The sequence below is a fragment of the Pseudomonas sp. L13 genome (assembly GCF_009935965.1).
Taxonomy (GTDB): Bacteria; Pseudomonadota; Gammaproteobacteria; order Pseudomonadales; family Pseudomonadaceae; genus Aquipseudomonas; species Aquipseudomonas lactis.
Genome location: NZ_QODJ01000052.1, coordinates 1 through 22897 on the forward strand (window position 1 = coordinate 1; position 22897 = coordinate 22897).

At 62.9% G+C, this 22897-nt stretch carries 25 protein-coding genes; 21 read left to right on the forward strand and 4 right to left on the reverse strand.

The window, feature by feature from the left end; all coding sequences use genetic code 11:
• Positions 1-230 precede the first annotated feature (230 nt).
• Positions 231-1001 (reverse strand): ParA family protein, encoded by a 771-nt coding sequence (locus tag DK871_RS21955; RefSeq protein WP_034125599.1) that lies wholly within the window; start codon positions 999-1001, stop codon positions 231-233.
• A gap of 337 nt (positions 1002-1338) precedes the next feature.
• Between DK871_RS21955 and DK871_RS21960 the strand changes: the two genes are divergently transcribed.
• Genes DK871_RS21960 through DK871_RS22055 form a run of 20 tightly spaced genes read left to right on the forward strand, consistent with a single transcriptional unit; the run spans position 1339 to position 18650 of the window.
• Complete coding sequence (locus tag DK871_RS21960) at positions 1339-2058, forward strand: beta-ketoacyl synthase chain length factor (RefSeq protein WP_161906612.1); 720 nt, start codon at positions 1339-1341, stop codon at positions 2056-2058.
• Positions 2034-2846 carry a 1-acyl-sn-glycerol-3-phosphate acyltransferase gene (locus tag DK871_RS21965; protein WP_161906613.1) on the forward strand — a complete coding sequence of 271 codons (813 nt, stop codon included), beginning with the start codon at positions 2034-2036 and terminating at the stop codon, positions 2844-2846. The genes DK871_RS21960 and DK871_RS21965 overlap by 25 nt, the downstream gene beginning before the upstream one ends.
• A complete protein-coding gene (locus DK871_RS21970; RefSeq protein ID WP_161906614.1) occupies positions 2824-3093 on the forward strand; it encodes a phosphopantetheine-binding protein in 270 nt (89 codons plus the stop codon). The genes DK871_RS21965 and DK871_RS21970 overlap by 23 nt, the downstream gene beginning before the upstream one ends.
• 9 nt (positions 3094-3102) lie before the next feature.
• Positions 3103-3357, forward strand: a complete 255-nt coding sequence (locus DK871_RS21975) for an acyl carrier protein (RefSeq protein ID WP_003187949.1) — start codon at positions 3103-3105, stop codon at positions 3355-3357.
• Entirely contained in the window at positions 3354-3899 is a 546-nt protein-coding gene (locus DK871_RS21980; protein ID WP_003187947.1) for a membrane protein, read from the forward strand. Before DK871_RS21975 ends, DK871_RS21980 begins: the two co-directional genes overlap by 4 nt.
• Entirely contained in the window at positions 3896-5566 is a 1671-nt protein-coding gene (locus tag DK871_RS21985) for an acyl-CoA synthetase family protein (protein WP_161906615.1), read from the forward strand. Before DK871_RS21980 ends, DK871_RS21985 begins: the two co-directional genes overlap by 4 nt.
• A complete protein-coding gene (locus DK871_RS21990; protein WP_161906616.1) occupies positions 5559-6293 on the forward strand; it encodes a glycosyltransferase family 2 protein in 735 nt (244 codons plus the stop codon). Before DK871_RS21985 ends, DK871_RS21990 begins: the two co-directional genes overlap by 8 nt.
• Positions 6290-7225 carry a glycosyl transferase gene (locus DK871_RS21995; RefSeq protein ID WP_161906617.1) on the forward strand — a complete coding sequence of 312 codons (936 nt, stop codon included), beginning with the start codon at positions 6290-6292 and terminating at the stop codon, positions 7223-7225. Before DK871_RS21990 ends, DK871_RS21995 begins: the two co-directional genes overlap by 4 nt.
• On the forward strand, positions 7209-8750 hold the full coding sequence (hutH, locus tag DK871_RS22000; protein ID WP_161906618.1) for a histidine ammonia-lyase: 1542 nt from the start codon (positions 7209-7211) through the stop codon (positions 8748-8750). The genes DK871_RS21995 and hutH overlap by 17 nt, the downstream gene beginning before the upstream one ends.
• Positions 8743-9168, forward strand: coding sequence for a thioesterase family protein (locus DK871_RS22005; protein ID WP_161906619.1), 426 nt, complete (start codon positions 8743-8745; stop codon positions 9166-9168). Before hutH ends, DK871_RS22005 begins: the two co-directional genes overlap by 8 nt.
• Positions 9165-9848: an outer membrane lipoprotein carrier protein LolA gene (locus DK871_RS22010; protein ID WP_161906620.1), complete on the forward strand. Its 684-nt coding sequence runs from the start codon at positions 9165-9167 to the stop codon at positions 9846-9848. The genes DK871_RS22005 and DK871_RS22010 overlap by 4 nt, the downstream gene beginning before the upstream one ends.
• A complete protein-coding gene (locus DK871_RS22015) occupies positions 9820-12150 on the forward strand; it encodes an MMPL family transporter (RefSeq protein ID WP_161906621.1) in 2331 nt (776 codons plus the stop codon). Before DK871_RS22010 ends, DK871_RS22015 begins: the two co-directional genes overlap by 29 nt.
• 33 nt (positions 12151-12183) lie before the next feature.
• Positions 12184-13431 carry an NAD(P)/FAD-dependent oxidoreductase gene (locus DK871_RS22020; protein WP_161906622.1) on the forward strand — a complete coding sequence of 416 codons (1248 nt, stop codon included), beginning with the start codon at positions 12184-12186 and terminating at the stop codon, positions 13429-13431.
• Positions 13428-14177 (forward strand): class I SAM-dependent methyltransferase, encoded by a 750-nt coding sequence (locus DK871_RS22025; protein WP_161906623.1) that lies wholly within the window; start codon positions 13428-13430, stop codon positions 14175-14177. Before DK871_RS22020 ends, DK871_RS22025 begins: the two co-directional genes overlap by 4 nt.
• The gene (locus tag DK871_RS22030) at positions 14174-14656 is read left to right on the forward strand and encodes a hypothetical protein (protein WP_161906624.1); all 483 of its coding nucleotides are present in this window, start codon (positions 14174-14176) and stop codon (positions 14654-14656) included. Before DK871_RS22025 ends, DK871_RS22030 begins: the two co-directional genes overlap by 4 nt.
• On the forward strand, positions 14653-15819 hold the full coding sequence (locus DK871_RS22035; protein WP_161906625.1) for a beta-ketoacyl-[acyl-carrier-protein] synthase family protein: 1167 nt from the start codon (positions 14653-14655) through the stop codon (positions 15817-15819). The genes DK871_RS22030 and DK871_RS22035 overlap by 4 nt, the downstream gene beginning before the upstream one ends.
• Positions 15816-16277: a hotdog family protein gene (locus tag DK871_RS22040; RefSeq protein WP_044270738.1), complete on the forward strand. Its 462-nt coding sequence runs from the start codon at positions 15816-15818 to the stop codon at positions 16275-16277. The genes DK871_RS22035 and DK871_RS22040 overlap by 4 nt, the downstream gene beginning before the upstream one ends.
• The gene (gene fabG / locus DK871_RS22045) at positions 16274-17002 is read left to right on the forward strand and encodes a 3-oxoacyl-ACP reductase FabG (RefSeq protein WP_032893932.1); all 729 of its coding nucleotides are present in this window, start codon (positions 16274-16276) and stop codon (positions 17000-17002) included. The genes DK871_RS22040 and fabG overlap by 4 nt, the downstream gene beginning before the upstream one ends.
• A complete protein-coding gene (locus DK871_RS22050) occupies positions 17002-18228 on the forward strand; it encodes a beta-ketoacyl-ACP synthase (protein WP_003187928.1) in 1227 nt (408 codons plus the stop codon). Before fabG ends, DK871_RS22050 begins: the two co-directional genes overlap by 1 nt.
• A gap of 26 nt (positions 18229-18254) precedes the next feature.
• Positions 18255-18650, forward strand: coding sequence for a hypothetical protein (locus tag DK871_RS22055; RefSeq protein ID WP_161906626.1), 396 nt, complete (start codon positions 18255-18257; stop codon positions 18648-18650).
• A gap of 202 nt (positions 18651-18852) precedes the next feature.
• Here the strand turns inward: DK871_RS22055 and DK871_RS22060 are convergent, their stop codons facing one another.
• Both DK871_RS22060 and DK871_RS22065 read right to left on the reverse strand, forming a co-directional pair.
• A complete protein-coding gene (locus tag DK871_RS22060) occupies positions 18853-19239 on the reverse strand; it encodes a type II toxin-antitoxin system PemK/MazF family toxin (RefSeq protein WP_032893936.1) in 387 nt (128 codons plus the stop codon).
• Between the two features lie 87 nt (positions 19240-19326).
• Positions 19327-20220 (reverse strand): LysR family transcriptional regulator, encoded by an 894-nt coding sequence (locus tag DK871_RS22065; protein ID WP_161906627.1) that lies wholly within the window; start codon positions 20218-20220, stop codon positions 19327-19329.
• A gap of 181 nt (positions 20221-20401) precedes the next feature.
• Between DK871_RS22065 and DK871_RS22070 the strand changes: the two genes are divergently transcribed.
• Positions 20402-21619, forward strand: a complete 1218-nt coding sequence (locus DK871_RS22070; RefSeq protein ID WP_375139749.1) for an MFS transporter — start codon at positions 20402-20404, stop codon at positions 21617-21619.
• Positions 21620-21734: 115 nt separating this feature from the next.
• Here DK871_RS22070 and hemE read toward each other — a convergent pair whose 3' ends face one another.
• Entirely contained in the window at positions 21735-22802 is a 1068-nt protein-coding gene (gene hemE, locus DK871_RS22075; RefSeq protein WP_153838685.1) for a uroporphyrinogen decarboxylase, read from the reverse strand.
• Positions 22803-22897: the final 95 nt, after the last annotated feature.

The window sequence follows — 22897 nt, forward strand, 5'->3', positions numbered from 1 at the left end:
TTGCTTACTTTTGCGCTTTTCAAAAGTGAGCCGCTGTCAGAGCGGAACCCTAAGTGGCCGTTACCGCAGGAATGGATGTGTACACAATCCAACTGTGTTGACTGTCAGGCCGTCTTCGCAGGCAAGCCAGCTCCCACATTTGGATCGCGGTGCCTCAGCTCGATCAGCGTCGGCTGTCAGGCCGTAACCGGCAAGCCCGGCTCCCACAGTGTTCTGTGCTGCCTGTTGGGTCAGGCGTTTTCCAGCAGGTTGTGCAGGTCTACGAACTGCTGCGTCAGCTTATGCCGTGGGTCCAGATGAATCAGCGGCTTGCTCTCCTGGTGCGACTCACGCATACGCACAGAGCTGGCCAGGTACACCGGCAATACCGGCAGCCCTTCGGCAATCAACTCATCGAGAATCTGCTGCGGCAGGCTCGCTCGGGCCTGGAACTGGTTGACCACGATGCCTTCCACCTCCAGGCCTTCGTTATGGTCGTCCTTCAATTCTTCGATCTCGGCCAGCAGGCCATACAGCGCCTGGCGCGAGAAACTGTCGCAATCGAAGGGGATCAGCACACGATCAGCCGCAATCAGCGCCGAAACCGCATAAAAATTCAGCGCTGGCGGCGTATCCAGGTAGATTCGGTCGTAATCTTCGCTCAATTCATCCAACAGCTTTCGCAGCTTGTTGATCTTGTGCTTGGCTTCAAGCTTGGGCTGCAGGTCGGCCAATTCCGGGGTGGCGGTGATCACGTGCAGGTTGTCGAAGGGGGTTTCGTAGATATCTACCCTGTTTTTCTTCGAAAACGGCCCCGTAGACAGGGTTTGCTTGAAAAAATCCGCGATCCCCATAGGGATGTCGTCACCCGTCAGCCCGGTGAGGTACTGGGTGGAGTTGGCCTGTGCATCGAGGTCCACCAACAGGGTTCGATAACCTTCGCTGGCGCTGACCGCCGCCAGGTTGCAGGCGATGCTGGACTTGCCCACACCGCCTTTTTGATTGAACACCACGCGCCGCATGGAAAAACCTCCGTGTATCAATGAATGCCCGAGTGTAGAGCGCAAAAGCGCCCATTAGCTACCTCGTTCATCCATGCGCGGCTGCATAAGTACACATCCCCCGCATAAGGCTCACAAATGAATAAGAAAGGTCCGTCAACCCGACTCGGCTCCTGATCACCGACAATCGGTAAACCCTGCCTCTTGATTTGTGATCAATAGTGAACAAATTTTTACCAATATTTGCTAGAAGCCCACGGCACCGGGATAATGCGCGCCATTCGGCCATTGCTCTCTGTCCCGGAATCCGGGGCCATTGGCCGCACATGGAAGCCCGCAGGGGCGGGATAACTTCTCAGTGATCAACTTCAACATCGCCCAATGGCGTGCCTGGGCTCCTGGCCTAGAGAGCGCGGACGACTGGCACGCCTGGTGCCGGGACCCGGTGTTGCTGCCTGTCAGCGAAGCGTCCCCCGATGTGTCATTTTTGCCAGCTATGCAGCGCCGCCGCTTGAGCCGGCTGGCACGCATGGCGTTCAGCGTTGGCTGGCCGCTGGCCGAGGGCTTGGAAGACCTGCCGCTGGTGTTCATTTCCCGCCATGGCGAAACCCCGCGCACCCTGGACATCCTCAGCGACCTGGCCAACGAGCAGCCGCTGTCGCCCACTCAGTTCAGCCTGTCGGTGCATAACGCGGTGATTGGCCTGTGGTCGATCCTGCGCAATGAAACCAGCGAGATGACCGCCCTCGCCGCCGCCGGCGATGGCCTCGAACACGGCCTGCTCGAAGCCGCCGCGTTGCTCAACGAAGGCGCCCCCGCCGTGTTGCTGGTGATCACCGAAGAACAGCCGCCCCAAACGTATGCCAGCTGGATTACAGATGTGCCCTTCCCTTATGCCCTCGGCCTGTTGCTGACGCCGGGCGACGAGTGGCAACTGGAACTCACCACCGGCACTGTCCAACTCACTCAAACCCAGTGGCCCCACGCCCTGAACCTGCTGCGCACCCTGCTGACCGATCAGGGCGCCTGCCAACATGCCTGGAAGAACCGAGTATGGAACTGGCGACGCAAGCCCTGACCCACAAGCCGCGGCAGGCCTATTACTGGCGCCTGTTCGCCACGGCCCTCAGCTTTTGCCTGTTTGGCATCGGCGGGCTGTGCCTGCGTTTGCTGGTGTTTCCGCTGCTCAGTTGCCTGCCGGGCGATGCCAGCCAGCATCAACGACGCGCACGCCACACCATCAGTTGTCTGTTCTGGTTTTTTATTCGCTTGATGAAGGGCCTGGGCATTCTCACGTACAGCGTCGAGGGTGCCGAAAAGCTCGGCCGCCCTGGCCAGATGATCGTCGCCAACCACCCGTCGCTGATCGACGTGGTGTTCCTGATCGGCCTGATGCGCCAGACCAACTGCGTGGTCAAGCAGAGCCTGTTCCAGAACCCGTTCACCCGCAGCCCTGTACGCGATGCCGGCTATATCAGCAACGACGGCAGCGCCAACATGCTCGATGCCGCAGCCGATGCCCTGCGCGCCGGCCAGACGCTGATCATCTTTCCCGAAGGCACCCGCACCACGCCCGGCGCGGCGCCGGCCTTTCATCGCGGCGGAGCGGCCATTGCGCTACGTGGTGCGACAATCATCACGCCAGTGGTGATCAAGGTCAGCCCCACCACCCTGACCAAGGCCGAACCCTGGTATCGCATCCCCCACCGTCGATTTCACTTCAGTTTGCGCGTGGGCGCCGATATAGAGCCACAAGCGTTTGCCACAGTCGGGCCCGCGCCCCAGGCTTCACGCAAGCTCAACGATCACCTGCATCACTATTTCATTAAGGAGCTCGCCGAAGATGAGCGACCAACACCGCCTTGAGCACGACATAAAGACGCTGATCATCGAGGCCCTGGGCCTGGAAGACATCAGCGTCGACGAGATTGGCAGCGAGCAGACGCTGTTTGGCGAAGGCCTGGGCCTGGATTCGGTCGATGCGCTGGAATTGGGCCTGGCGATTCAGAAAACCTACGGCATCAAAATCGATGCCGACGCCAAGGACACCCGCAATCACTTCACCAACGTGGCCAGCCTTGCGGCATTCGTCACGGCCCGACAGGCAGCTTGAGACCGTACCATGCAAACTCGTGACGATATCTTCAACACCCTGCGCGACGCCTTGGTGGAACTGTTTGAACTGCCCCCGGAACGCGTCACCTTGGACGCCAACCTGTACCAGGACCTGGAAATCGACAGCATCGACGCCGTGGACCTGATCGACCACATCAAGCGCCAGACCGGCAAGAAAATTGCCGCCGAAGAGTTCAAGGCAGTGCGCACCGTGAACGACGTGGTAGAGGCGGTGTACCGTCTGGTCCAGCCCGCCGCATGAGCCGGCTGATCGGCCTTGGCCTGCTATTGGCGGGGCTGCTGTACCCCTTCGCGGTGTATTACGGCACCGAGCACTTTGCACCCTGGCAGTTTGGCTTATTGCTGGGCAGCCTGTGGCTGTTGCGCGCGCTCACCGCTGCGCAGCGCCCGGGCAGCCGATGGATGGCGGTAGTGGTAATCGTGTTTTGCCTGGCGCTGGCCTGGTTCGATAACCCGCAGTGGCTGCGCTGGTACCCGAGCCTGGTCAGCGGGTTCATGCTGGCGTTGTTTGGCCTGAGCCTGAAATACGGACCGCCGATGGTCGAGCGCCTGGCGCGCATGACCGACCCGCACCTGCCGCCACACGCGGTGGTGTATACCCGCCGGGTCACCCTGGTGTGGAGTGTGTTTTTTCTCTGTAATGGCCTGCTCGCCGCCGCGCTCACCCTGTGGGCGCCGCTGAGCTGGTGGACGTTGTACAACGGCCTGATCGCCTACGGGTTGATGGGCTTGTTGTTTGCCGTGGAATGGCTGGTACGACAAAGGGTTCGAGGCCGCGTATGAAAGGGTTGAAACTTGAGCACTTGCTGCTTGAGCCACTGCAAGATCGTGGGGTGACTACCGAGCCCCTCATGAATCACGCGCAACTGTGCGAACGCTCCTTGAGCCTCGCCGCAGGCCTGCAGGCCCGGGGTATCCGGCGCCTGGCCGTGCACCTGGAAGACGCCGGGCTGCTGGCGATTGCGCTGCTGGGCGCCTGGCGGGCCGGTGCGAGCGTGCTGCTGCCCGCCGACCTGCAACCCCAGACCCGCCAACGCTGGGCCGCTGCCGTGGATGCCTGGCTGATCGACGCCAGCGACCTGGACGCGTTGTATCAAGCGCCCTTGAGCGCCGCCGCCCTCGACCTGGACAGCTGCCAACTGAGCCTGTGCACCTCCGGCTCCAGCGGCGAGCCCAAGCGCATCGACAAGTCCCTGCGCCAACTGGCCAATGAGGTGCAGGCGCTGGAAGCGCTGTGGGGCGCGGACCTCAAAGGCGCCTGCATCATCGGCAGCGTCGCTACCCAGCACATCTACGGCTTGCTGTTTCGCGTGTTGTGGCCGCTGTGCGCCGGCCGCATCTTTGTGCGCAAGCAACTGGCGTTCCCCGAAGACATGCAGCGCGCCAGCCGTGAGCACCCACAATTTGCCTGGGTGGCCAGCCCTGCGCTGCTCAAGCGCATGGGCGACAACCTCGACTGGCCTGCACTGAGCCAGGTGGCACGGGTGTTTTCCTCCGGTGGCGCGTTGCCGGTTGATGCAGCCGGCAGCCTCTACGACCGCTTGCAGCAATGGCCCACAGAAATCCTCGGCAGCTCGGAAACCGGCGGCATCGCCTGGCGCCAGGGCGCGCAACCCTGGCAGCCGTTTGCCGATGTGCAACTGAGCCAGGATGCCGACGGAGCACTGCGCATCGCCTCGCCATACCTGCCCGCAGGTCATATCGAACAAACCGCCGACGCCGCACGCATCCATGCCGATGGCCGCTTCGAATTGCTGGGCCGCCTGGACCGTATCGTCAAGCTGGAAGAAAAACGCATCTCCCTGCCGATGCTCGAACAGGCATTGATGACCCATCCCTGGGTCACCGAAACCCGCTTGGGTGTAGTGCAGGAAAACCGCGCCTCCCTTGGCGCACTGGTGGTGCTCAGCAGCGATGGCCTGCATGCCCTGCGCAACCAGGGCCGGCGCACGCTCACCCAAACCCTGCGCCAGCACCTGGGCCAACATTGCGAAGCCCTGGCCCTGCCGCGTCGCTGGCGGTTGCTGCGCCAATTGCCGCTCAACAGCCAGGGCAAGCTGCCCCAGGCCGACATCGAAGCACTTCTGCTGGCTCCCCGGCCAAAAGCCCCCGAAGTGCTGGAGCAGGTCGAAGCCGATGGCGAATGGACCGTGCAACTGAGCGTTCCGCCGGACCTGGCCTATTTCAGCGGACACTTCCCGGTAACGCCCGTGCTGCCGGGCGTGGTGCAGGTGGAATGGGCATTCAACCTGGGCCAGCAACTGCTCGATTTGCCGAGCACCTTCGCCGGCATGGAAGTGCTCAAGTTCCAGCAACTGGTGCGCCCGGGCGATCAGATTGAACTGCACCTGCGCTTTGACCGGGAACGCAGCAAGCTTTATTTCACCTACCGCAACGGCGTTGCCGCCTGTTCCAGCGGTCGCATACAGTTGGTGACTGCGAATGCATAACCCCTGCGCCCTGATTCCGGTGTACAACCACGAAACTGCCGTACCCGCCGTGGTCCGTAGCCTGCTGGGCAGCGGCTTGCCGTGCCTGCTGGTCGACGACGGCAGCAGCCCGGCCTGCGCAGCCGTGCTGGCGCAGTTGGCGACGCTGGACAACGTCACCCTGCTGACCCTGCCCAGCAACCAAGGCAAGGGCGGCGCCGTGATGGCCGGTTTCCGCGAAGCGGCACGCCTGGGCTACACCCACGCCCTGCAAGTGGACGCCGACGGCCAGCACGACCTGCGTGAAGTCGAGACCTTTATCCACACCTCACGCCAGCACCCCAACGCCGTCATCTGCGGCTACCCCGAATACGACGACAGCGTGCCCAAGGGTCGCCTGTACGCACGTTACCTGACCCACGTGTGGGTGTGGATCAACACCCTGTCGCTTGAGATTCGCGACTCGATGTGCGGCTTTCGCGTGTACCCACTGGCACCAACCCTGGCGCTGATGGACTCGGCCTACATCGGCACGCGCATGGATTTCGACTCGGACATCCTGGTGCGCCTGGCCTGGCGCAACCAGCCCATGCGCTGGCTGCCCACCCAGGTGCACTACCCCGCCGACGGCCTGTCGCACTTTCGCTTGTGGCGCGACAACCTGCGCATCAGCGCCATGCACACGCGGTTGTTCTTCGGCATGCTGGTGCGCGCGCCGATGATCCTGTGGCGACGGTGGCAAGCATGAACGACAGCACCAAGCATTGGGCCGACCGCGAAGAACGCGGCAGCTTCTGGCTGATGAAATTCACCGCGCTCGCGGCAAAAATCCTCGGCCGCCGCCTGTTGAGCCCGTTGCTCTACAGCATCGTGTTTTACTTCTTCCTGTTCGGCCGCATCGCACGCCACAGCGCCTGGCAATACCAGCAGCGCCTGGCGCAGTGGAGCGGGCGCGATGACTTGCTGCCGAGCCACCGCACCGTCTTCGCCCAGTTCATGGCCTTCGCCGACTCGCTGCTGGATAAGCTGGACGTGTGGAACGGCAAGCTGCGCCTGGAGCAAATCGAGATCAACGACCCGGCGCAGTTGCGCAGCCAACTGCGTGGCGAGCGCGGGCAGATGCTGGTGGGCGCGCACCTGGGCAACCTGGAAGTGTGCCGCGCCCTGGCGGAGATCGGTGAACAGGTCACCATGAATGTACTGGTGCACACCAAGCACGCCGAGCGTTTCAACCGCCTGCTGGGCGAGGCTGGCGCGACCCATTTGCGCCTGATCCAGGTCAGCGAACTGGACCCGGCCACCATGCTGCTGCTCAGCCAGCGCCTGGACGACGGCGAGTGGCTGGCGATTGCCGGCGACCGCATCCCGCTGCACGGCGGGCGCACGGTGCGCGTGGACTTCCTCGGCCATACGGCGGCATTTCCCCAAGGCCCATGGCTGCTGGCGGGCTTGCTCAAGTGCCCGGTCAATCTGCTGATGTGCCTCAAGCACCAGGGTCGCTATCGCCTGACTATCGAGCCCTTTGCCAATTTGATCGAATGGAAGCGCAGCACCCGTGAGCAAGTCATTGCCGAATGGACCACCCGCTACGCCGCACGCCTGGGCCAGTTCTGCCTGCAAGCGCCCCAACAATGGTTCAACTTTTACCCTTTCTGGAAGACCGATGACCACGCCTCTTGAGCCCATCACCTTTGGTGAACGCCCCCTGCGCATCGAAGACGTGCTGGCCCTGGCCAACCGCCAGGTGCCCACTCGCCTGCAGGACGATGCCGCGTACCGCCAGCGCATCGCCAAGGGCGCGCAGTTCCTCGACTCGCTGCTGGACAAGGAAGGCGTGATCTACGGCGTGACCACCGGCTACGGCGACTCCTGCGTGGTGGCGGTGCCGCTGGAGCACGTCGAAGCGTTGCCGCGTCACCTGTACACCTTTCACGGTTGCGGCCTGGGCAAATTGCTCGACGCCCAGGCTACCCGCGCCGTACTGGCGGCGCGTTTGCAGTCGCTGTGCCATGGCGTGTCGGGCGTTCGCGTGGAGCTGCTGGAACGCCTGCACGCCTTCCTCGAAAACGATGTGCTGCCACTGATCCCGGAAGAAGGCTCGGTGGGCGCCAGCGGTGATCTGACACCGCTGTCCTATGTGGCTGCGACCTTGTCCGGCGAACGTGAAGTGCTGTTCCGTGGCGAACGCCGCCCGGCGGCCGACGTACACCGCGAGCTGGGCTGGGAGCCGCTGGTATTGCGGCCCAAGGAAGCCCTGGCACTGATGAACGGCACCGCCGTGATGACGGGCCTGGCCTGCCTGGCCTTTGCCCGCGCCGACTACCTGTTGCAACTGGCCACGCGCATCACCGCGCTCAACGTGGTGGCGCTGCAAGGCAACCCGGAACACTTCGACGAACGCCTGTTCGCCGCCAAGCCGCACCCTGGTCAGATGCAAGTGGCCGCGTGGTTGCGCAAGGACCTGGCCATCGACACGCCCACCGCACCGCTGCATCGCCTGCAAGACCGCTATTCGCTGCGCTGCGCGCCCCATGTGCTCGGCGTATTGGCGGACAGCCTGAACTGGCTGCGCTCGTTCATCGAGATCGAACTCAACAGCGCCAACGACAACCCGATCATCGATGCCGAAGAAGAACGTGTGCTGCATGGCGGGCACTTCTACGGCGGGCATATCGCCTTCGCCATGGACAGCCTCAAGACCCTGGTCGCCAACGTGGCCGACCTGCTCGACCGCCAGCTCGCACTGCTGGTGGACGTGCGCTACAACCATGGCCTGCCGAGCAACCTGTCGGGCGCCCCGGCTGACCGCGCAATGATCAACCATGGCTTCAAGGCCGTGCAGATCGGCACCAGCGCCTGGACCGCCGAAGCACTGAAAAACACCATGCCGGCCAGCGTGTTCTCGCGCTCCACCGAGTGCCACAACCAGGACAAGGTGAGCATGGGCACCATCGCCGCCCGCGATGCGATCCGCGTGCTGGAGCTGACCGAACAGGTCGCCGCCGCGACCCTGCTCGCCGCCAACCAAGGCGTGTGGCTGCGCGCCCAGGCCGAGGATGCCCGGCCACTGCCACCGGCGCTGGCCGCGATGCATGCAGAACTGGCCCAGGACTTTGCGCCGGTCATCGAAGACCGCGCCCTGGAAGGCGAACTGCGCCTGTGCCTGCAACGCATCGCCGCGCAACACTGGAGGCTGCATGCGTAGCCCCGGCGTGTTGCACAGCGACACTGAAATCCTCGTGCCGTTTTTCGACATCGACACCATGAACGTGGTGTGGCACGGGCATTACGTGAAGTACCTGGAAGTGGCGCGCTGCGCGTTGCTGGACAAGATCGGCCATAACTACACGGCGATGCTCGAAGCCGGCTACGCGTGGCCGGTGATCGACATGCAGCTGCGCTATGTGCGCGGCGCGACCTTCGGCCAGACGGTCAACGTGCGCGCCAGCCTGGTGGAATGGGAGAACCGTTTGAAGGTGAACTATCTGATCACCGACCTGGCCAGCGGCGAGCGCTTGACCCGCGCCAGCACCGTGCAAGTAGCGGTGGACATCGCCAGCCGCGAGATGCAACTGGCCTCGCCCAAAGTCTTCACCGACGCCGTAGAGAGAGCCCTGAAATGAGCCCCCCTGTAGGAGCGAGCTTGCTCGCGAAGATCGCCAACGATAACGCGGGGCACCTGACACCCCGTGGCGCCCTCAGGTTTTTCGCGAGCAAGCTCGCTCCTACAGTGGCGGCGTTGTTGTTGAGCTTCAGTGCCCACGCCTTCGACCTGCAGCAGTTGAGCGATCAGCTTGCCAAACCCGCCGTGATCCACGGCCACTTCACCCAGGAAAAACACCTGCGCGCCCTGCCCCAGCCGCTGGTGAGCAAAGGCACCTTCGTGCTCGCCAAGGAGCACGGCCTGCTGTGGCTGTTGAAAACCCCGCTGCAACAGGACTACCGCATCACTCCCCAAGGCATTGCGCGTCGCGATGCCAATGGCTGGCAGTTGCTGCCAAACAAGAGTGCCGGCGCCGAACAGAATCGTTTGTTCCTGGCGGTACTGCAGGGCGACAGCAGTGGCCTGCAGCGCGACTTCGAGCTGCAACTGCAAGGCGAGGCCCAACAGTGGAAGCTCACGCTGACCCCGCGGTCGCTGCTGCTCAAACAAGTGTTCACCCAGATCACTATCGACGGCGGCGCGCTGGTGCACAGCATTGAACTGCTGGAAACCCAAGGCGACAGCACGCTGCTGCGCATGCAGGACAGCACCGCCGACCAGCCCCTGAGCGATGCGGAGCAACACGACTTTGCCCAGTGAGCGCCTGCTGCCGCGCCTGTTCCTGACCCTGCTGGTGGCTGTACTGGCCCTGGTAGGCTGGCAGTGGCGCGATGGCGCGCCGTTGTCGGCCAACCTGATGGAGCTGGTGCCTGGCAGCACGCCGGACGCCTTGGAGCTGCAAGCCGAACAGCGCATGCAAGAGCCGCTCAACCGCGAAATGCTGGTGCTGGTGGGGCATGCCGACCGCCAGCAAGCGGTGGCCGTGGCCCAGCAACTGGGTGAGCGCTGGCAGGCCAGCGGCCTGTTTGAAAAGGTGCAGTGGAACCTGCAAGCCGACTTGCCCGCATTGCGCGAACAACTGCTGCGTGGGCGCTTGTCGATGCTCTCAACCAAAGACCGCGAGCAACTGATCCAACAGCCGGACGCGTTCATCCAGCAACGTGTGCAATCGCTGTTCGATCCCTTCACCGGCTTCAGCCTGGTGCCCAGCCAGGACGACTGGCTCGGCCTGACCGGACGCATCCAGAACAGCCAGCCGCAACATGGCGCGGTGCAAATGGACATCGGCAGCGGCGCCTTGATCGCCGATGCCGACGGCAAGAGCTGGGTGCTGCTACGGGCGCGTACCACCGGCAACGCCTTCGACATGAAGCTGCCGCTGCAAGTGGCGGACTTGCTAAAAGCCAGCCGCGAGCAAGCCGGCGCACACGGCGCGCAACTGCTCGCCGCCAGCGGTTTGCTGTATGCGGCCAACGGGCAACAGCAGGCCACGCGGGAAATGACCTGGGTCGGCGGCGGCGCCACCCTGGGCATTCTGTTGTTACTGCTGCTGGCGTTCCGGCGCTGGCGGGTGTTGCTGGCGTTCGTGCCGGTGCTGGTGGGCATGCTGTTTGGCGCGGTGGCGTGTGTGGCGCTGTTTGGGCACATGCATGTGATGACCCTGGTGCTGGGTTCCAGCCTGATCGGCGTGGCGGTGGATTACCCGCTGCATTACCTGTCCAAAAGCTGGAGCCTGCAACCGTGGCGCAGTTGGCCGGCATTGCGCCTGACCCTGCCAGGGCTGAGCCTGAGCCTGGCCACCAGCGCTATCGGTTACCTGGCGCTGGCCTGGACGCCGTTCCCGGCGCTGACCCAAATTGCGGTGTTCTCCGCCGCCGGCCTTGTAGGTGCCTATTTGTGCGCCGTGTGCCTGTTGCCCGCGCTGCTCAAGGGCGTGGAACTGCGCCCGGCGCAATGGCCGTTGCGTGTCGCCCAAAGCCTATGGGAAATGCGTACGGCCCTGCTCAAACGCGTGCCCAGTTCGGTACTGCTGGTGTGGGTGCTGCTGTTTTGCGCGGCGGGCCTTTGGCAGCTGAACACTAAAAACGATATCCACCAATGGATCGGGGCGCCGCCGCAGTTGCTGCACGAAGCCCAGGCCGTGGCGCGCATCACCGGGTTCCAGCCCACCAGCCAGTTTTTCCTGGTGCGAGCGGACAATCAGCAACAGTTGCTGGAACGCCAGGCCGCCCTGGGCAAACGCTTGGACCAGTTGGTGCAGATGGACAAGCTCCAGGGCTACCGGGCGCTCAGTCAACTGGTCAGCCTTCCCGACGAGCAACAACAGCTGCGCGAGGCGCTGAACAACCTGGCGCCACACTGGCAACCGCTACTGGACCTCGGCGTGCCCCTCAGTGCCCTGCAAGCCGAAGTGGCGCAGTTGCAGGCGCTGCCTACCGCAGACATCGACGCCGCATTGCAAGGCCCGCTGGCCGAGCCCTGGCGCACGCTGTGGCTCGGCCCGGTGGACGGCGGCGTGGCGGCCATGGTCAGCCTGCAAGGCTTGAACAACCCGGCGCTGCTGCGGGTACAGGCGCTGGACTTGCCCGGCGTGCAGTTGGTGGATCGCCTGGGTGACTTGAACCGGGTATTCGCCGACACGCAAATCAGCGCCGCCGAATTGAAGTTGCTGTCTTGCGTGCTGATCGTGCTGTTACTGATTGCGCCCTTCGGCTTCGGCGGCGCCCTGCGTATCGTCGCCCTGCCGCTGCTGGCAGCGCTGTGCAGCCTGGCCAGCCTCGGTTGGCTGGGCCAGCCGCTGACGTTGTTCAGCCTGTTTGGCCTGTTGCTGGTCACGGCCATCAGCGTTGACTATGCGATTTTGATGCGCGAGCAGATCGGCGGCCCCGCCGTCAGCCTGTTGGGAACACTGCTGGCGGCGCTGACGACCTGGTTGTCGTTCGGCCTGCTGGCGGTCTCCAGTACACCGGCCGTGAGCAATTTCGGCTTGTCGGTCAGCCTGGGCCTGGCGTTCAGCTTTATGCTGGCGCCCTGGGCCGGCCAGCAGAAACACGCCTTATGAATGTGATTAGCGCCCATGCGGCAAGGAGCCCTCGTGCCCACAGTTGAAATGGAACGTCGCCAGGTGGTGGTGATCGGTGCCGGGCCTTCCGGTGCCATCGCGGCCGCGCTGTTAAAGCGCAAAGGGCATGATGTATTGATCATCGAGCGCGAGCATTTCCCGCGCTTCTCGATTGGCGAAAGCCTGCTGTCGCATTGCATCGACTTTATCGAAGAAGCCGGCATGCTCGACGCTGTGCAAGCGGCAGGCTTCCAGGTCAAAACCGGCGCGGCCTTCGCCTGGGGCGAGCGCTACAGTGCCTTTGATTTCAGCGACACCTTCAGCAACGGCAAGCCCACCACCTTCCAGGTGCAACGCGGCGAGTTCGACAAATTGCTGGCCGACCAGGCGGCGCTGCAAGGCGTGGAAATCCGCTATGGCCAAACCATTGTCGGCGTGGACTTTTCTGCCGAGAGCCGGTATTTGCATGTGCGCCGCCAGAATGGCAGCGAGTACCACCTCAAGGCCAGGTTCGTGCTCGATGCCAGCGGCTATGGCCGTGTGTTGCCACGCCTGCTGGACCTGGAAGCACCGTCGAACTTCCCGCTGCGCCAGGCTGTGTTTACCCACGTCGAAGACCGTATCGAACACCCAGGCTTTGACCGCAGCAAAATCCTGGTGACCACTCACCCCACCAAGCGCGACATCTGGTTCTGGACCATCCCGTTCAGTAATGGCCGTTGTTCGGTGGGCGTGGTGGCGGCCAAGGAGCATTTCGAGGCCGCGGGCAGCGACCTCGACGCCTGCCTGCGTGGCTTTATCGAGCAAACCCCAAGCCTGTCCGGCGTGCTGCAAAATGCCGTCTGGGACACCCCGGCGCGCACGATTGGCGGCTACGCGGCCAATGTCAAAACCCTGCACGGCCCAGGCTTTGCGCTGCTGGGCAATGCGGCGGAATTCCTCGATCCGGTGTTCTCTTCCGGCGTGACCATTGCCATGCGTTCAGCGAGCATGGCTGCGGGTGTGCTGCACCGCCAATTGAGCGGCGAAACGGTGGACTGGCAAACCGAGTTTGCCGAACCGCTCAAGCGCGGTGTCGATACCTTCCGTTGCTACGTCGAAGGCTGGTATGCGGGCACGTTCCAGGACGTGATTTTCCATCCTGGCAGCTCACCGGAGATTCGCCGCATGATCAGCTCGATCCTGGCCGGTTACGCCTGGGATGAACGCAACCCATTTGTCAGCGAGCCCAAGCGGCGCTTGCGGATGCTGTCTGAAATTTGCGCGAGTGAGCCGGTATGAGCAGCCCTGGCGTTGAAAAAAACTACCTGAGTCAACACTACGTCGAAGAAACCAAATTCGGCTTCTGGTTCCTGCGCAGCCACACCTGGCAGCATCACGTGTTGCGCGTGGCGATCAATGACCTGCGCAGCCTGTTCAGCGAGCCGCTGCCGGTAGCGCCAGTGTTGCTGGATGCCGGTTGCGGCCAGGGAAAATCCTTCCAGCTGTTGCATCAGGTGTTCGCGCCTTCGCGCCTGATCGGCCTGGATGCCGACCCTCACAGCCTGGCACTGAGCCGCGAAGAAGCTGCGCGCCTGGGGCTGGACGTCGAGCTGATCGGCAGCGACTGCGCGACCCTCAACGTGCCGGATGCCAGTGTCGATATCCTGTTCTGCCACCAGACCTTCCATCATCTGGTGGAGCAACATCGCGCACTCAAGGAGTTCTATCGGGTGCTCAAGCCGGGCGGCTATTTGCTGTTTGCCGAATCCACCGAAGCCTATATCGACACCTGGGTGATTCGCTGGTTGTTCCGCCACCCGATGCATGTGCAAAAGAGCGCCGAAGAGTACTTGGAGATGCTGCGCGAGCAGGGCTTTGAGTTCGGTGCACAGAACGTTTCGTACCCCTACTTGTGGTGGAGCCGTTCCAGTGATTTCGGCCTGCTGGAACGCTGGGGCCTGCGCAAGGCTCCGCCGGTGGGCCAGCGCGAGGAAACCCTGGTCAACTGCGTAGCGCGTAAACCTGTGGAGAATGCGGCCCCATGATGCGCCTGCTGTTGATAAGTTGCCTGTTGCTGCTCGGCGCCTGCGCCAGCCAGGCGCCGCTGCCGGAAAAAATCCCGGCCCTGGCCTTGCCGATGCAACTGCATGTGCAGCGCCTGGCGGACGGCCAGAGCCAGGACTGGCTGCTGGTGATCCAGCGCGAAGGCCGCGCGCTCCGCTGGTCGATGATGGACCCGCTGGGTATTCCCCTGGCCCGGCAAAAACTGCTCGATGGGCAGTGGCAGGCAGACGGTTTGCTGCCGCCCAACCCCCAGGCGCGCACGCTATTTGCCGCGCTGCTGTTTGCCCTCACCGCGCCCGGTGACGTACCGGCGTTGTATCCCACGGCCCAGGCGATGGACCTCACACGCACACTGCCGGGCCACTGGCAGATCGTCTATCAGTCTTCTGAGGTGTTCAGCGTGAACATGGCCGACCCGCCGTTGAGTTACCGCATCACCCCGCTGGGTGTGAGCCGATGACCGCCTACCTCAATGCCCTTGGCATAATCTGCGCCCTGGGCCGTGGCCAGGCGCAAGTCAGCCGCAACCTGTTTGCCGGCGACTGCTCCGGCATGCGCGCCGAAAGCGGCTGGGTGCCGGAGCGCGCAGTGCCGGTGGCCGCCGTACAGGGTGAACTGGCGAGCCTGCCTGCGGAGCTGGCCGAGCAAAGCAGTCGCAATAACCAGTTGCTGCTGGAAGCGGCGTTGCAGATTGAAGATCAGATCCGTCAGGCGATTCAAACCTACGGCCCTGGTCGGGTCGGCATTGTGCTCGGCACCAGCACCTCGGGTATCGACGAAGCCAGCCGTGGCATTGCCCATTACCTGCAAAACACGCAGTTCCCCGCTGACTACGACTACCAGCAACAGGAACTTAGCGCCCCGGCCAACTTCCTCGCCGACTGGTTGAACGTGAGCGGCCCGGCCTATGTGATTTCCACCGCCTGCACCTCCAGCGCCCGTGCATTGATGAGTGCTCAGCGCTTGTTGGACCTGGGGGTGTGCGACGCGGTGATCTGCGGCGGCGTGGACAGCCTGTGCAAGCTGACGCTGAACGGGTTTACCGCGCTGGAAGCCGTGTCTGCCGAGCGCTGCAATCCGTTCTCGGTGAACCGCAACGGCATCAATATCGGTGAAGCGGCGGTGCTGTTCCTGATGAGCCGCGAGCCGGCGCCCATCGCCTTGCTGGGCAGCGGCGCCAGTTGCGACGCGCACCATATCTCCGCACCCGAGCCCAGCGGCAAGGGCGCGTTGCTGGCCATGCGCAAGGCCCTGGCCAGTGCAAAACTTTCACCCGAGCAGATCGGTTACCTGAACCTGCACGGCACCGCGACACAACACAACGACGCCATGGAAAGCCTGGCGGTCGCCAGCCTGTTTCCCGGCGGCGTCGCCTGCTCATCGACCAAGCCCATGACCGGCCACACCCTCGGCGCTGCCGGGGCCCTGGAAGCCGCGTTCTGCTGGCTGAGCCTGACCCATCGCCTGCTGCCCCCCCACGTATGGGACGGCCAGCCCGACCCGGCGCTGCCCGCGCTGCAATGGGTGCGCAGCGGCGACACCCTGAAAAAGCCCTGCCTGATGAGCAACTCGTTTGCCTTCGGCGGTAACAATGTCAGCCTGATAATCGCAGAGGCCCCATGATCGATTGGCCACTTGCCGAACTGCTGCCCCATGCGGGCGACATGATCCTGATCGACCAGGTGCTGTCGTTCGATGAAGAGCAGATTCACACCCGCGTCACCGTCAAGCCCGGCGGTCTGTTCAACCGTGCTGACGGCAGCCTGCCGGCTTGGGTCGGCATCGAGCTGATGGCGCAAAGCGTCGCCGCCTATGCCGGTTGCCATGCACGCCAGCAAGGCAAGGCCGTGGAGCTGGGTTTCCTGTTGGGCACGCGTAAGTTCGAGTGCAACGTGGAGCACTTTGCGGCCGGCGCCGAGCTGCATATCCACGGCCTGCGCTCCCTGGAAGACGACAACGGCATGGGTGTGTTCGAATGCCACCTCACCGGCGACGGCATCCAGGCCAGCGCGCGCTTGAACGTATTTCGACCGCCCCAGGCGGCCAACTATTTAGCTGAATCGAAGGACGAAACGCCATGACTGAATCCGTACTGGTCACCGGCTCCAGCCGTGGCATCGGCCGCGCCATTGCGCTGCGCCTGGCCCAGGCCGGCCATGACATCGTGCTGCATTGCCGCAGCGGCCGTGCCGAAGCCGACGCGGTACAACTCGAGGTCCAAGCCTTGGGGCGCAAGGCACGCGTGCTGCAATTCGACGTGGCGGATCGCGCTGCATGCAAAGAGATCCTTGAGGCCGATGTGGAGCAGCATGGCGCTTATTACGGCGTGGTGCTCAATGCCGGCCTGACCCGCGACGGCGCCTTTCCTGCCCTCTCGGAAGACGATTGGGATGTGGTGATGCGCACCAACCTGGATGGTTTCTACAACGTGCTGCACCCGGTGATGATGCCGATGATTCGCCGCCGCGCCGCCGGGCGCATTGTGTGCATCACCTCGGTGTCCGGGCTGATCGGCAACCGCGGCCAGGTCAACTACAGCGCGTCCAAAGCCGGCTTGATCGGCGCAGCCAAGGCGCTGGCCATCGAGCTGGGCAAGCGCAAGATCACCGTCAACTGCGTGGCGCCGGGCCTGATCGACACCGCGATGCTGGATGAAAACGTGCCGGTAGAAGAACTGATGAAAATGATCCCGGCCCAGCGCATGGGCACGCCGGAAGAAGTCGCTGGCGCAGTGAATTTCCTGATGTCCGCCGAAGCCGGCTATATCACGCGCCAGGTGCTGGCCGTGAACGGGGGCCTGTGCTGATGAAGCGCGTTGTCGTCACCGGCATGGCCGGCGTGACCTCCCTGGGCAGCGACTGGGACACCATCGCCGCGAACTTTCGCGCCAACCGCAGCGGCATCCGGCGCATGGACGAGTGGGATCGTTTCACTGAATTGAACACACGCCTGGCCGGCCCTATCGATGATTTCGTCGTGCCCGCGCACTGGACGCGCAAGCAACTACGCAGCATGGGCCGCGTCTCGCGCCTGGCCGTTTGGGCGGCGGAGCAGGCGTTGCAAGACGCCGGCTTGCTCGGTGACGAGTCGATCAAGGACGGGCGCATGGGCGTGGCCTGTGGCTCGTCCACCGGCAGCACCGATGAGATCAAGGCGTTCGGCAATATGCTGCTCAATTCGGTGGCCGAGGGGCTCAATGCCAACTCCTATGTGCGCATGATGCCCCACACCACGGCGGCGAATATCAGCATTTTCTTTGGCCTCACCGGCCGGCTGATTCCCACCTCCAGCGCCTGCACCAGCGGCAGCCAGGGCATTGGCTACGCCTATGAGGCGATCAAGTTCGGGCGCCTGCCGTTGATGCTCGCAGGCGGCGCAGAAGAACTGTGCCCCACCGAAGCCATGGTGTTTGATGCGCTGTACGCCACCAGCCTGAAAAACGATGCGCCGCAAACCAGCCCGCGCCCCTACGACAGCGGCCGCGATGGCCTGGTGATCGGTGAAGGTGGCGGCATGTTGGTGCTGGAAGAACTGGAGCACGCGTTGGCGCGGGGCGCGCATATTCACGCTGAACTGGTTGGCTTTGGCAGCAACGCCGACGGCCAGCACACCACCCGCCCGGAACAGAAAACCATGCGCCGCGCCATGGAGCTGGCCCTGGAAGACGCAGGTCTTGAACCGTCGGCCATTGGCTACGTGAACGGCCACGGCACGGCCACCGACCAGGGCGACATCGCCGAAACCCTGGCCACCAGCAGCCTGTTTGGCAGCCGTATGCCGATCAGTTCGCAGAAGAGTTTCCTCGGCCACACCCTGGGTGCCTGCGGCGCGCTGGAATCGTGGTTCAGCATCGAGATGATGAACCGCGACCAATACGTGCACACCTTCAACCTGGACGCGGTCGACCCGCAATGCGGCGAGCTGGACTACCTGCAAGGTGGCTTTCGCCAGATGCACAACGACTACGTGATGAACAACAACTTTGCCTTCGGCGGCGTCAACACCTCGCTGATCTTCCGCCGCTGGGCCTGACTTTTTAATCGACTGGAGAAAACGGAATGTCTTCCCTGCTACGCGCTACCCTGATCACCCTGGCCCTGCTGGCCACGGCTGGCTGCACCAGCAAACCCGTGCTCAACACCCAGCACGAGTTGCCGGCCACAAACCAGGTCAGCGAAGAAAAAATGAAACAGGTGATCGTCGCCGCCCTGCAAAAACGCGAGTGGACGGTACAACGCCTGAGCCCGCAACTGGTGCAGGCCGAGATCACCGTGCGCGGCCAGTTCTACGCCGCCATCGACATCCGCTACACCCGCAACAGCTACGCCATCACCTACCGCGACAGCCGCGACCTGGGCTACAAGGACGGCAAGATCCATCGCAACTACAACCGTTGGGTGAGCATGCTGGATCGGGATATTCTGGCGGGGTTGCGCTCGGCCGGAATGCAGTAAGGCCAGAAACGACAAAGGGCGCCTTTCGGCGCCCTCTTCACAAACAGGTTGGCTTGTCATCGCCGCTTCCTGCCTGGCTCTGCGATGGCTGGTTACCCAGGATCCTCAGAGTCTCACAAGCCCCTTTCGGGAACTCGGGCAGTATGCCTGAAAACGGGTTACCTGCAATCAGTGGCAAAACGCCGCCCATTCGTACCTCGCTTTATCGCAACCCAAGCGCACTGCGCACCGCCGCTTTTATCGCCGAAAACTGGTCATGGGTAAGTTCGGCGATTTTGTAAGTTCGTTTGCCATGACGATCTTTACTTTTGATTCGGTCTAATCGGCCCAAGCTGACTGTCGCGACAATATCGCATTTAGCCCAGCAGATCGGGTTCGCTCCGTGAAGGTGGCTATCAAGCTGCAAATGATGCTCCAACACCTGCTGTGGAGCAGTAGTACTCAGGGGTACCACCGTTACGAGCAGCTTATTGGTTCGGTGTTTGCGTATCACAATAACGGGTCGAATCTTGATAATTTCCGGAACCTCATAGCCACGAAAATCACAAATCAACACGCTGCCCTCCTTGGGCTGATAGAGAAGTGCCATCCATATCCACTCGCCTGAAAAAAGCGATTTTGCGCAAATTTCTGGCAAATAACTAAGCTGGTTGCGTTACCTGATATGTGACCCGGCCTACACCGACGCCCTACGCGTCAACAACTCCACAAACCCCTTCGCCATCGGTGTTTGCGCGCCCTTGCGCTGCACTAACCACACCGCCGTCACCGCCTGCGGGTCGAGCAAGGTGCGATAGACCACGCCATCGATGCGGATGCGTTGGTAGGACGCCGGCAGCACCGATACCCCCAACCCCGCCGCCACCAGCCCGATGATGGTCATCGCCTCCCCTGCCTCCTGGGCAAAGTGCGGGCTGAACCCGGCGTCGCGGGCCAGGTTGAGCAACTGCGCGTACAGGCCGCTGCCGTAACTGCGCGGGAAGAACACAAAAGGCTCCTCGGCCAATTGCTCCAGATGCAAGCCGCGCTCGCTGCCTTGCGCCAACGGGTGGCCGGCGCTCAGTACCGCGACTAATGGCTCGCGCATCAACTCGACCACGCTCAACGAGTCGGGCAAGGGCAACGGCCGCATCAGCCCCACCTGAATCGACTCATCCACCAGCGACTCGGCCACTTGGGTGCTGCTCATTTCTTGCAGGTTCAAATGCACCGCCGGGAATGCCTGGCGGAAGGCAAAGATCGCCTGGGGAATGCTGGCGTTGAACGGCGCAGACGAGGTGAAGCCGATCTTCAACTCACCCAGCTCGCCCAACTGCGCACGCCGCGCCACATCTGCCGCCTTGTCGACCTGGGCCAGCACCAGCCGGGCCTCTTGCAAGAACAAACGCCCGGCCTCGCTCAGCTCGACCCGACGATTGGTACGCTCGAACAAGCGTGCGCCCAGCTCGTGTTCCAGCGCCTGGATCTGCTGGCTCAGGGGCGGCTGCGAGATGCCCAGCACCTGCGCGGCGCGGCCGAAGTGCAGTTCTTCGGCAACGGCGATGAAGTAGCGCAAATGGCGAAATTCCATGCAAGCCTCATTAGGTCGCAAAAGCTATCAAACAGGTCGAACAATATATTGGAAAGAATCATTAGCCAGCTATATTCTTTTTTGCATTGTCAGTCCTGGCAGACTTTCCTCCCCGAGGTCCCCCGTGAATCCTGCTGTTGCTCCACTTGCCCAACACACCCCGCCCTCAGCCCTCGATGAGGTGGTGGCGCAGCTTAATGACGCGTACATCGAAAAAGGCACGCCGATGTTCATGCGCACGGTGCTGGCGCTGTTCTCCGGCGGCTTCGCCACGTTTGCCTTGTTGTATTGCGTGCAGCCGATGATGCCGGCGCTGTCCCACGAGTTTTCCATCAATGCGGCGCAAAGCAGCCTGATTCTGTCCGTCGCCACCGCGATGCTCGCCTGCGGCCTGCTGGTCACCGGGCCGATCTCCGACAGGCTGGGGCGCAAGCCGGTGATGGTTGCCGCGTTGTTCTGTGCGGCGCTGGCCACCATCGCCAGCGGCCTGATGCCGAGCTGGGAGGGCATCCTGTGGATGCGCGCACTGGTGGGCCTGTCCTTGAGCGGCCTGGCCGCCGTGGCCATGACCTACCTCAGCGAAGAGATCCACCCACAGCACATCGGCCTGGCCATGGGCCTGTACATCGGCGGCAACGCGATTGGCGGCATGAGCGGGCGCCTGATCATCGGCGTGTTGATCGACTTCGTCAGCTGGCACACCGCAATGCTGATCATCGGCGCCCTGGCGTTGATCGCCGCCACAGTGTTCTGGAAGATCCTCCCCGAATCGCGCAACTTCCGCGCCAGCAGCCTCAAGCCGCGCAGCCTGGTGGACGGCTTCGTCATGCACTTCAAGGACGCTGGCCTGCCGTGGCTGTTTCTCGAAGCCTTCCTGCTGATGGGCGCCTTCGTGACGATGTTCAACTACATCGGCTATCGCCTGCTGGCCTCACCCTATGAGCTGAGCCAGGCGGTGGTTGGCCTGTTGTCAGTGGTGTACCTGTCGGGCATCTACAGCTCGGCCAAGATCGGCTCCCTGGCCGACCGCCTCGGCCGCCGCCGCGTGCTGTGGGGCACTATCGTGCTGATGCTCGCCGGCATGGCCCTGACCTTATTCACCCCGTTGTGGCTGGTAGTGCCGGGCATGCTGGTGTTCACCTTCGGCTTCTTCGGCGCCCACTCGGTCGCCAGCAGCTGGATCGGCCGCCGGGCGTTGAAAGCCAAGGGGCAGGCGTCATCGCTGTACCTGTTCAGCTACTACGTGGGATCGAGTATTGCCGGGACGGCGGGTGGGTTCTTCTGGCACTTTGCCGGGTGGAACGGGATTGGCGGGTTTATCATCGCGCTGCTGATTGGCGCGTTGCTGGTGGCGTTGAAGCTGGCGAAGTTGCCGCCACTGGGCCATGTGAAAACCTGAGGCGACTTGCTGTATGTGGGAGCTGGCTTGCCTGCGATAGCAGTGTTGGATTCACCGCCGCTATCGCAGCGATGCGGCGACCCGACAAGCCAGCTCCCACATTTTGTTTTGCGTTTTACTCGTGGTATTGCGCCGACAGTTCGTGCACCGCACGCAGGAACGCGCCGGCATGCTCCGGGTTCACTTCCGGGGTGATGCCATGGCCAAGGTTGAACACGTGGCCACTGCCCTTGCCGTAGCTGGCGAGGATGCGACCGACTTCGGTACGGATCGCTTCTGGCTTGGCGTACAGCACCGTCGGGTCCATGTTGCCTTGCAGGGCCACCTGGTTGCCGACACGACGACGGGCTTCGCCGATATCGCAGGTCCAGTCCAGGCCCAATGCATCGGCGCCCGCGTCAGCGATGCTTTCCAGCCATAGGCCGCCGCCTTTGGTGAACATGATCACCGGCACCTTGCGGCCTTCGTGTTCACGGATCAGGCCGCTGACGATCTTGCGCATGTAGGCCAGGGAGAATTCCTGGTACGCCGCCGCCGACAGGTTGCCGCCCCAGGTGTCGAAAATCTGTACCGCTTGGGCGCCCGCCATGATCTGGCCGTTGAGGTAGGACGTGACCGACTGCGCCAGCTTGTCCAGCAACAGGTGCATGGCTTGCGGGTTGTCGTAGAGCATGGCCTTGGTCTTGCGGAAGTCTTTCGACGAGCCGCCTTCGACCATGTAGGTGGCCAGGGTCCATGGGCTGCCGGAGAAGCCGATCAGCGGCACACGGCCGTTAAGCTCGCGGCGGATGGTGCTGACAGCGTCCATCACGTAGCCCAGGTCTTTGTGCGGATCAGGGATCGGCAGCGCTTCGATATCGGCCAGGGTGCTGACGACTTTCTTGAAACGCGGGCCTTCGCCGGTTTCGAAGTACAGGCCTTGGCCCATGGCGTCAGGGATGGTGAGGATATCGGAGAAGAGGATGGCCGCATCCAGTTGTGGGTAGCGGTCCAGCGGCTGCATCGTGACTTCGCAGGCGAACTCCGGATTCATGCACAGGCTCATGAAATCGCCTGCATTGGCGCGACTGGCGCGGTATTCCGGCAGGTAGCGACCGGCTTGACGCATCATCCACACCGGGGTGACGTCTACGGGTTGCTTGAGCAGGGCACGAAGGAAACGGTCGTTCTTGAGGGCAGTCATGTCGGCATCCGCAAAAAAAGTGCGGGCATTTTCTCAGAGCGCGACGTAAAAGGCACGGAATGCACCGTGCCTTTTGTCTATCGGGTCAATTTGTC

Coding starts and splice junctions, on each gene's coding strand:
- DK871_RS21955 (WP_034125599.1), bottom strand. CDS start 1,001: ATGCGGCGCGTGGTGTTCAATCAAAAAGGCGGTGTGGGCAAGTCCAGC.
- DK871_RS21965 (WP_161906613.1), top strand. CDS start 2,034: ATGGAACTGGCGACGCAAGCCCTGACCCACAAGCCGCGGCAGGCCTAT.
- DK871_RS21970 (WP_161906614.1), top strand. CDS start 2,824: ATGAGCGACCAACACCGCCTTGAGCACGACATAAAGACGCTGATCATC.
- DK871_RS21975 (WP_003187949.1), top strand. CDS start 3,103: ATGCAAACTCGTGACGATATCTTCAACACCCTGCGCGACGCCTTGGTG.
- DK871_RS21980 (WP_003187947.1), top strand. CDS start 3,354: ATGAGCCGGCTGATCGGCCTTGGCCTGCTATTGGCGGGGCTGCTGTAC.
- DK871_RS21985 (WP_161906615.1), top strand. CDS start 3,896: ATGAAAGGGTTGAAACTTGAGCACTTGCTGCTTGAGCCACTGCAAGAT.
- DK871_RS21990 (WP_161906616.1), top strand. CDS start 5,559: ATGCATAACCCCTGCGCCCTGATTCCGGTGTACAACCACGAAACTGCC.
- DK871_RS21995 (WP_161906617.1), top strand. CDS start 6,290: ATGAACGACAGCACCAAGCATTGGGCCGACCGCGAAGAACGCGGCAGC.
- hutH (WP_161906618.1), top strand. CDS start 7,209: ATGACCACGCCTCTTGAGCCCATCACCTTTGGTGAACGCCCCCTGCGC.
- DK871_RS22005 (WP_161906619.1), top strand. CDS start 8,743: ATGCGTAGCCCCGGCGTGTTGCACAGCGACACTGAAATCCTCGTGCCG.
- DK871_RS22010 (WP_161906620.1), top strand. CDS start 9,165: ATGAGCCCCCCTGTAGGAGCGAGCTTGCTCGCGAAGATCGCCAACGAT.
- DK871_RS22015 (WP_161906621.1), top strand. CDS start 9,820: ATGCGGAGCAACACGACTTTGCCCAGTGAGCGCCTGCTGCCGCGCCTG.
- DK871_RS22025 (WP_161906623.1), top strand. CDS start 13,428: ATGAGCAGCCCTGGCGTTGAAAAAAACTACCTGAGTCAACACTACGTC.
- DK871_RS22030 (WP_161906624.1), top strand. CDS start 14,174: ATGATGCGCCTGCTGTTGATAAGTTGCCTGTTGCTGCTCGGCGCCTGC.
- DK871_RS22035 (WP_161906625.1), top strand. CDS start 14,653: ATGACCGCCTACCTCAATGCCCTTGGCATAATCTGCGCCCTGGGCCGT.
- DK871_RS22040 (WP_044270738.1), top strand. CDS start 15,816: ATGATCGATTGGCCACTTGCCGAACTGCTGCCCCATGCGGGCGACATG.
- fabG (WP_032893932.1), top strand. CDS start 16,274: ATGACTGAATCCGTACTGGTCACCGGCTCCAGCCGTGGCATCGGCCGC.
- DK871_RS22050 (WP_003187928.1), top strand. CDS start 17,002: ATGAAGCGCGTTGTCGTCACCGGCATGGCCGGCGTGACCTCCCTGGGC.
- DK871_RS22055 (WP_161906626.1), top strand. CDS start 18,255: ATGTCTTCCCTGCTACGCGCTACCCTGATCACCCTGGCCCTGCTGGCC.
- DK871_RS22060 (WP_032893936.1), bottom strand. CDS start 19,239: ATGGCACTTCTCTATCAGCCCAAGGAGGGCAGCGTGTTGATTTGTGAT.
- DK871_RS22065 (WP_161906627.1), bottom strand. CDS start 20,220: ATGGAATTTCGCCATTTGCGCTACTTCATCGCCGTTGCCGAAGAACTG.
- hemE (WP_153838685.1), bottom strand. CDS start 22,802: ATGACTGCCCTCAAGAACGACCGTTTCCTTCGTGCCCTGCTCAAGCAA.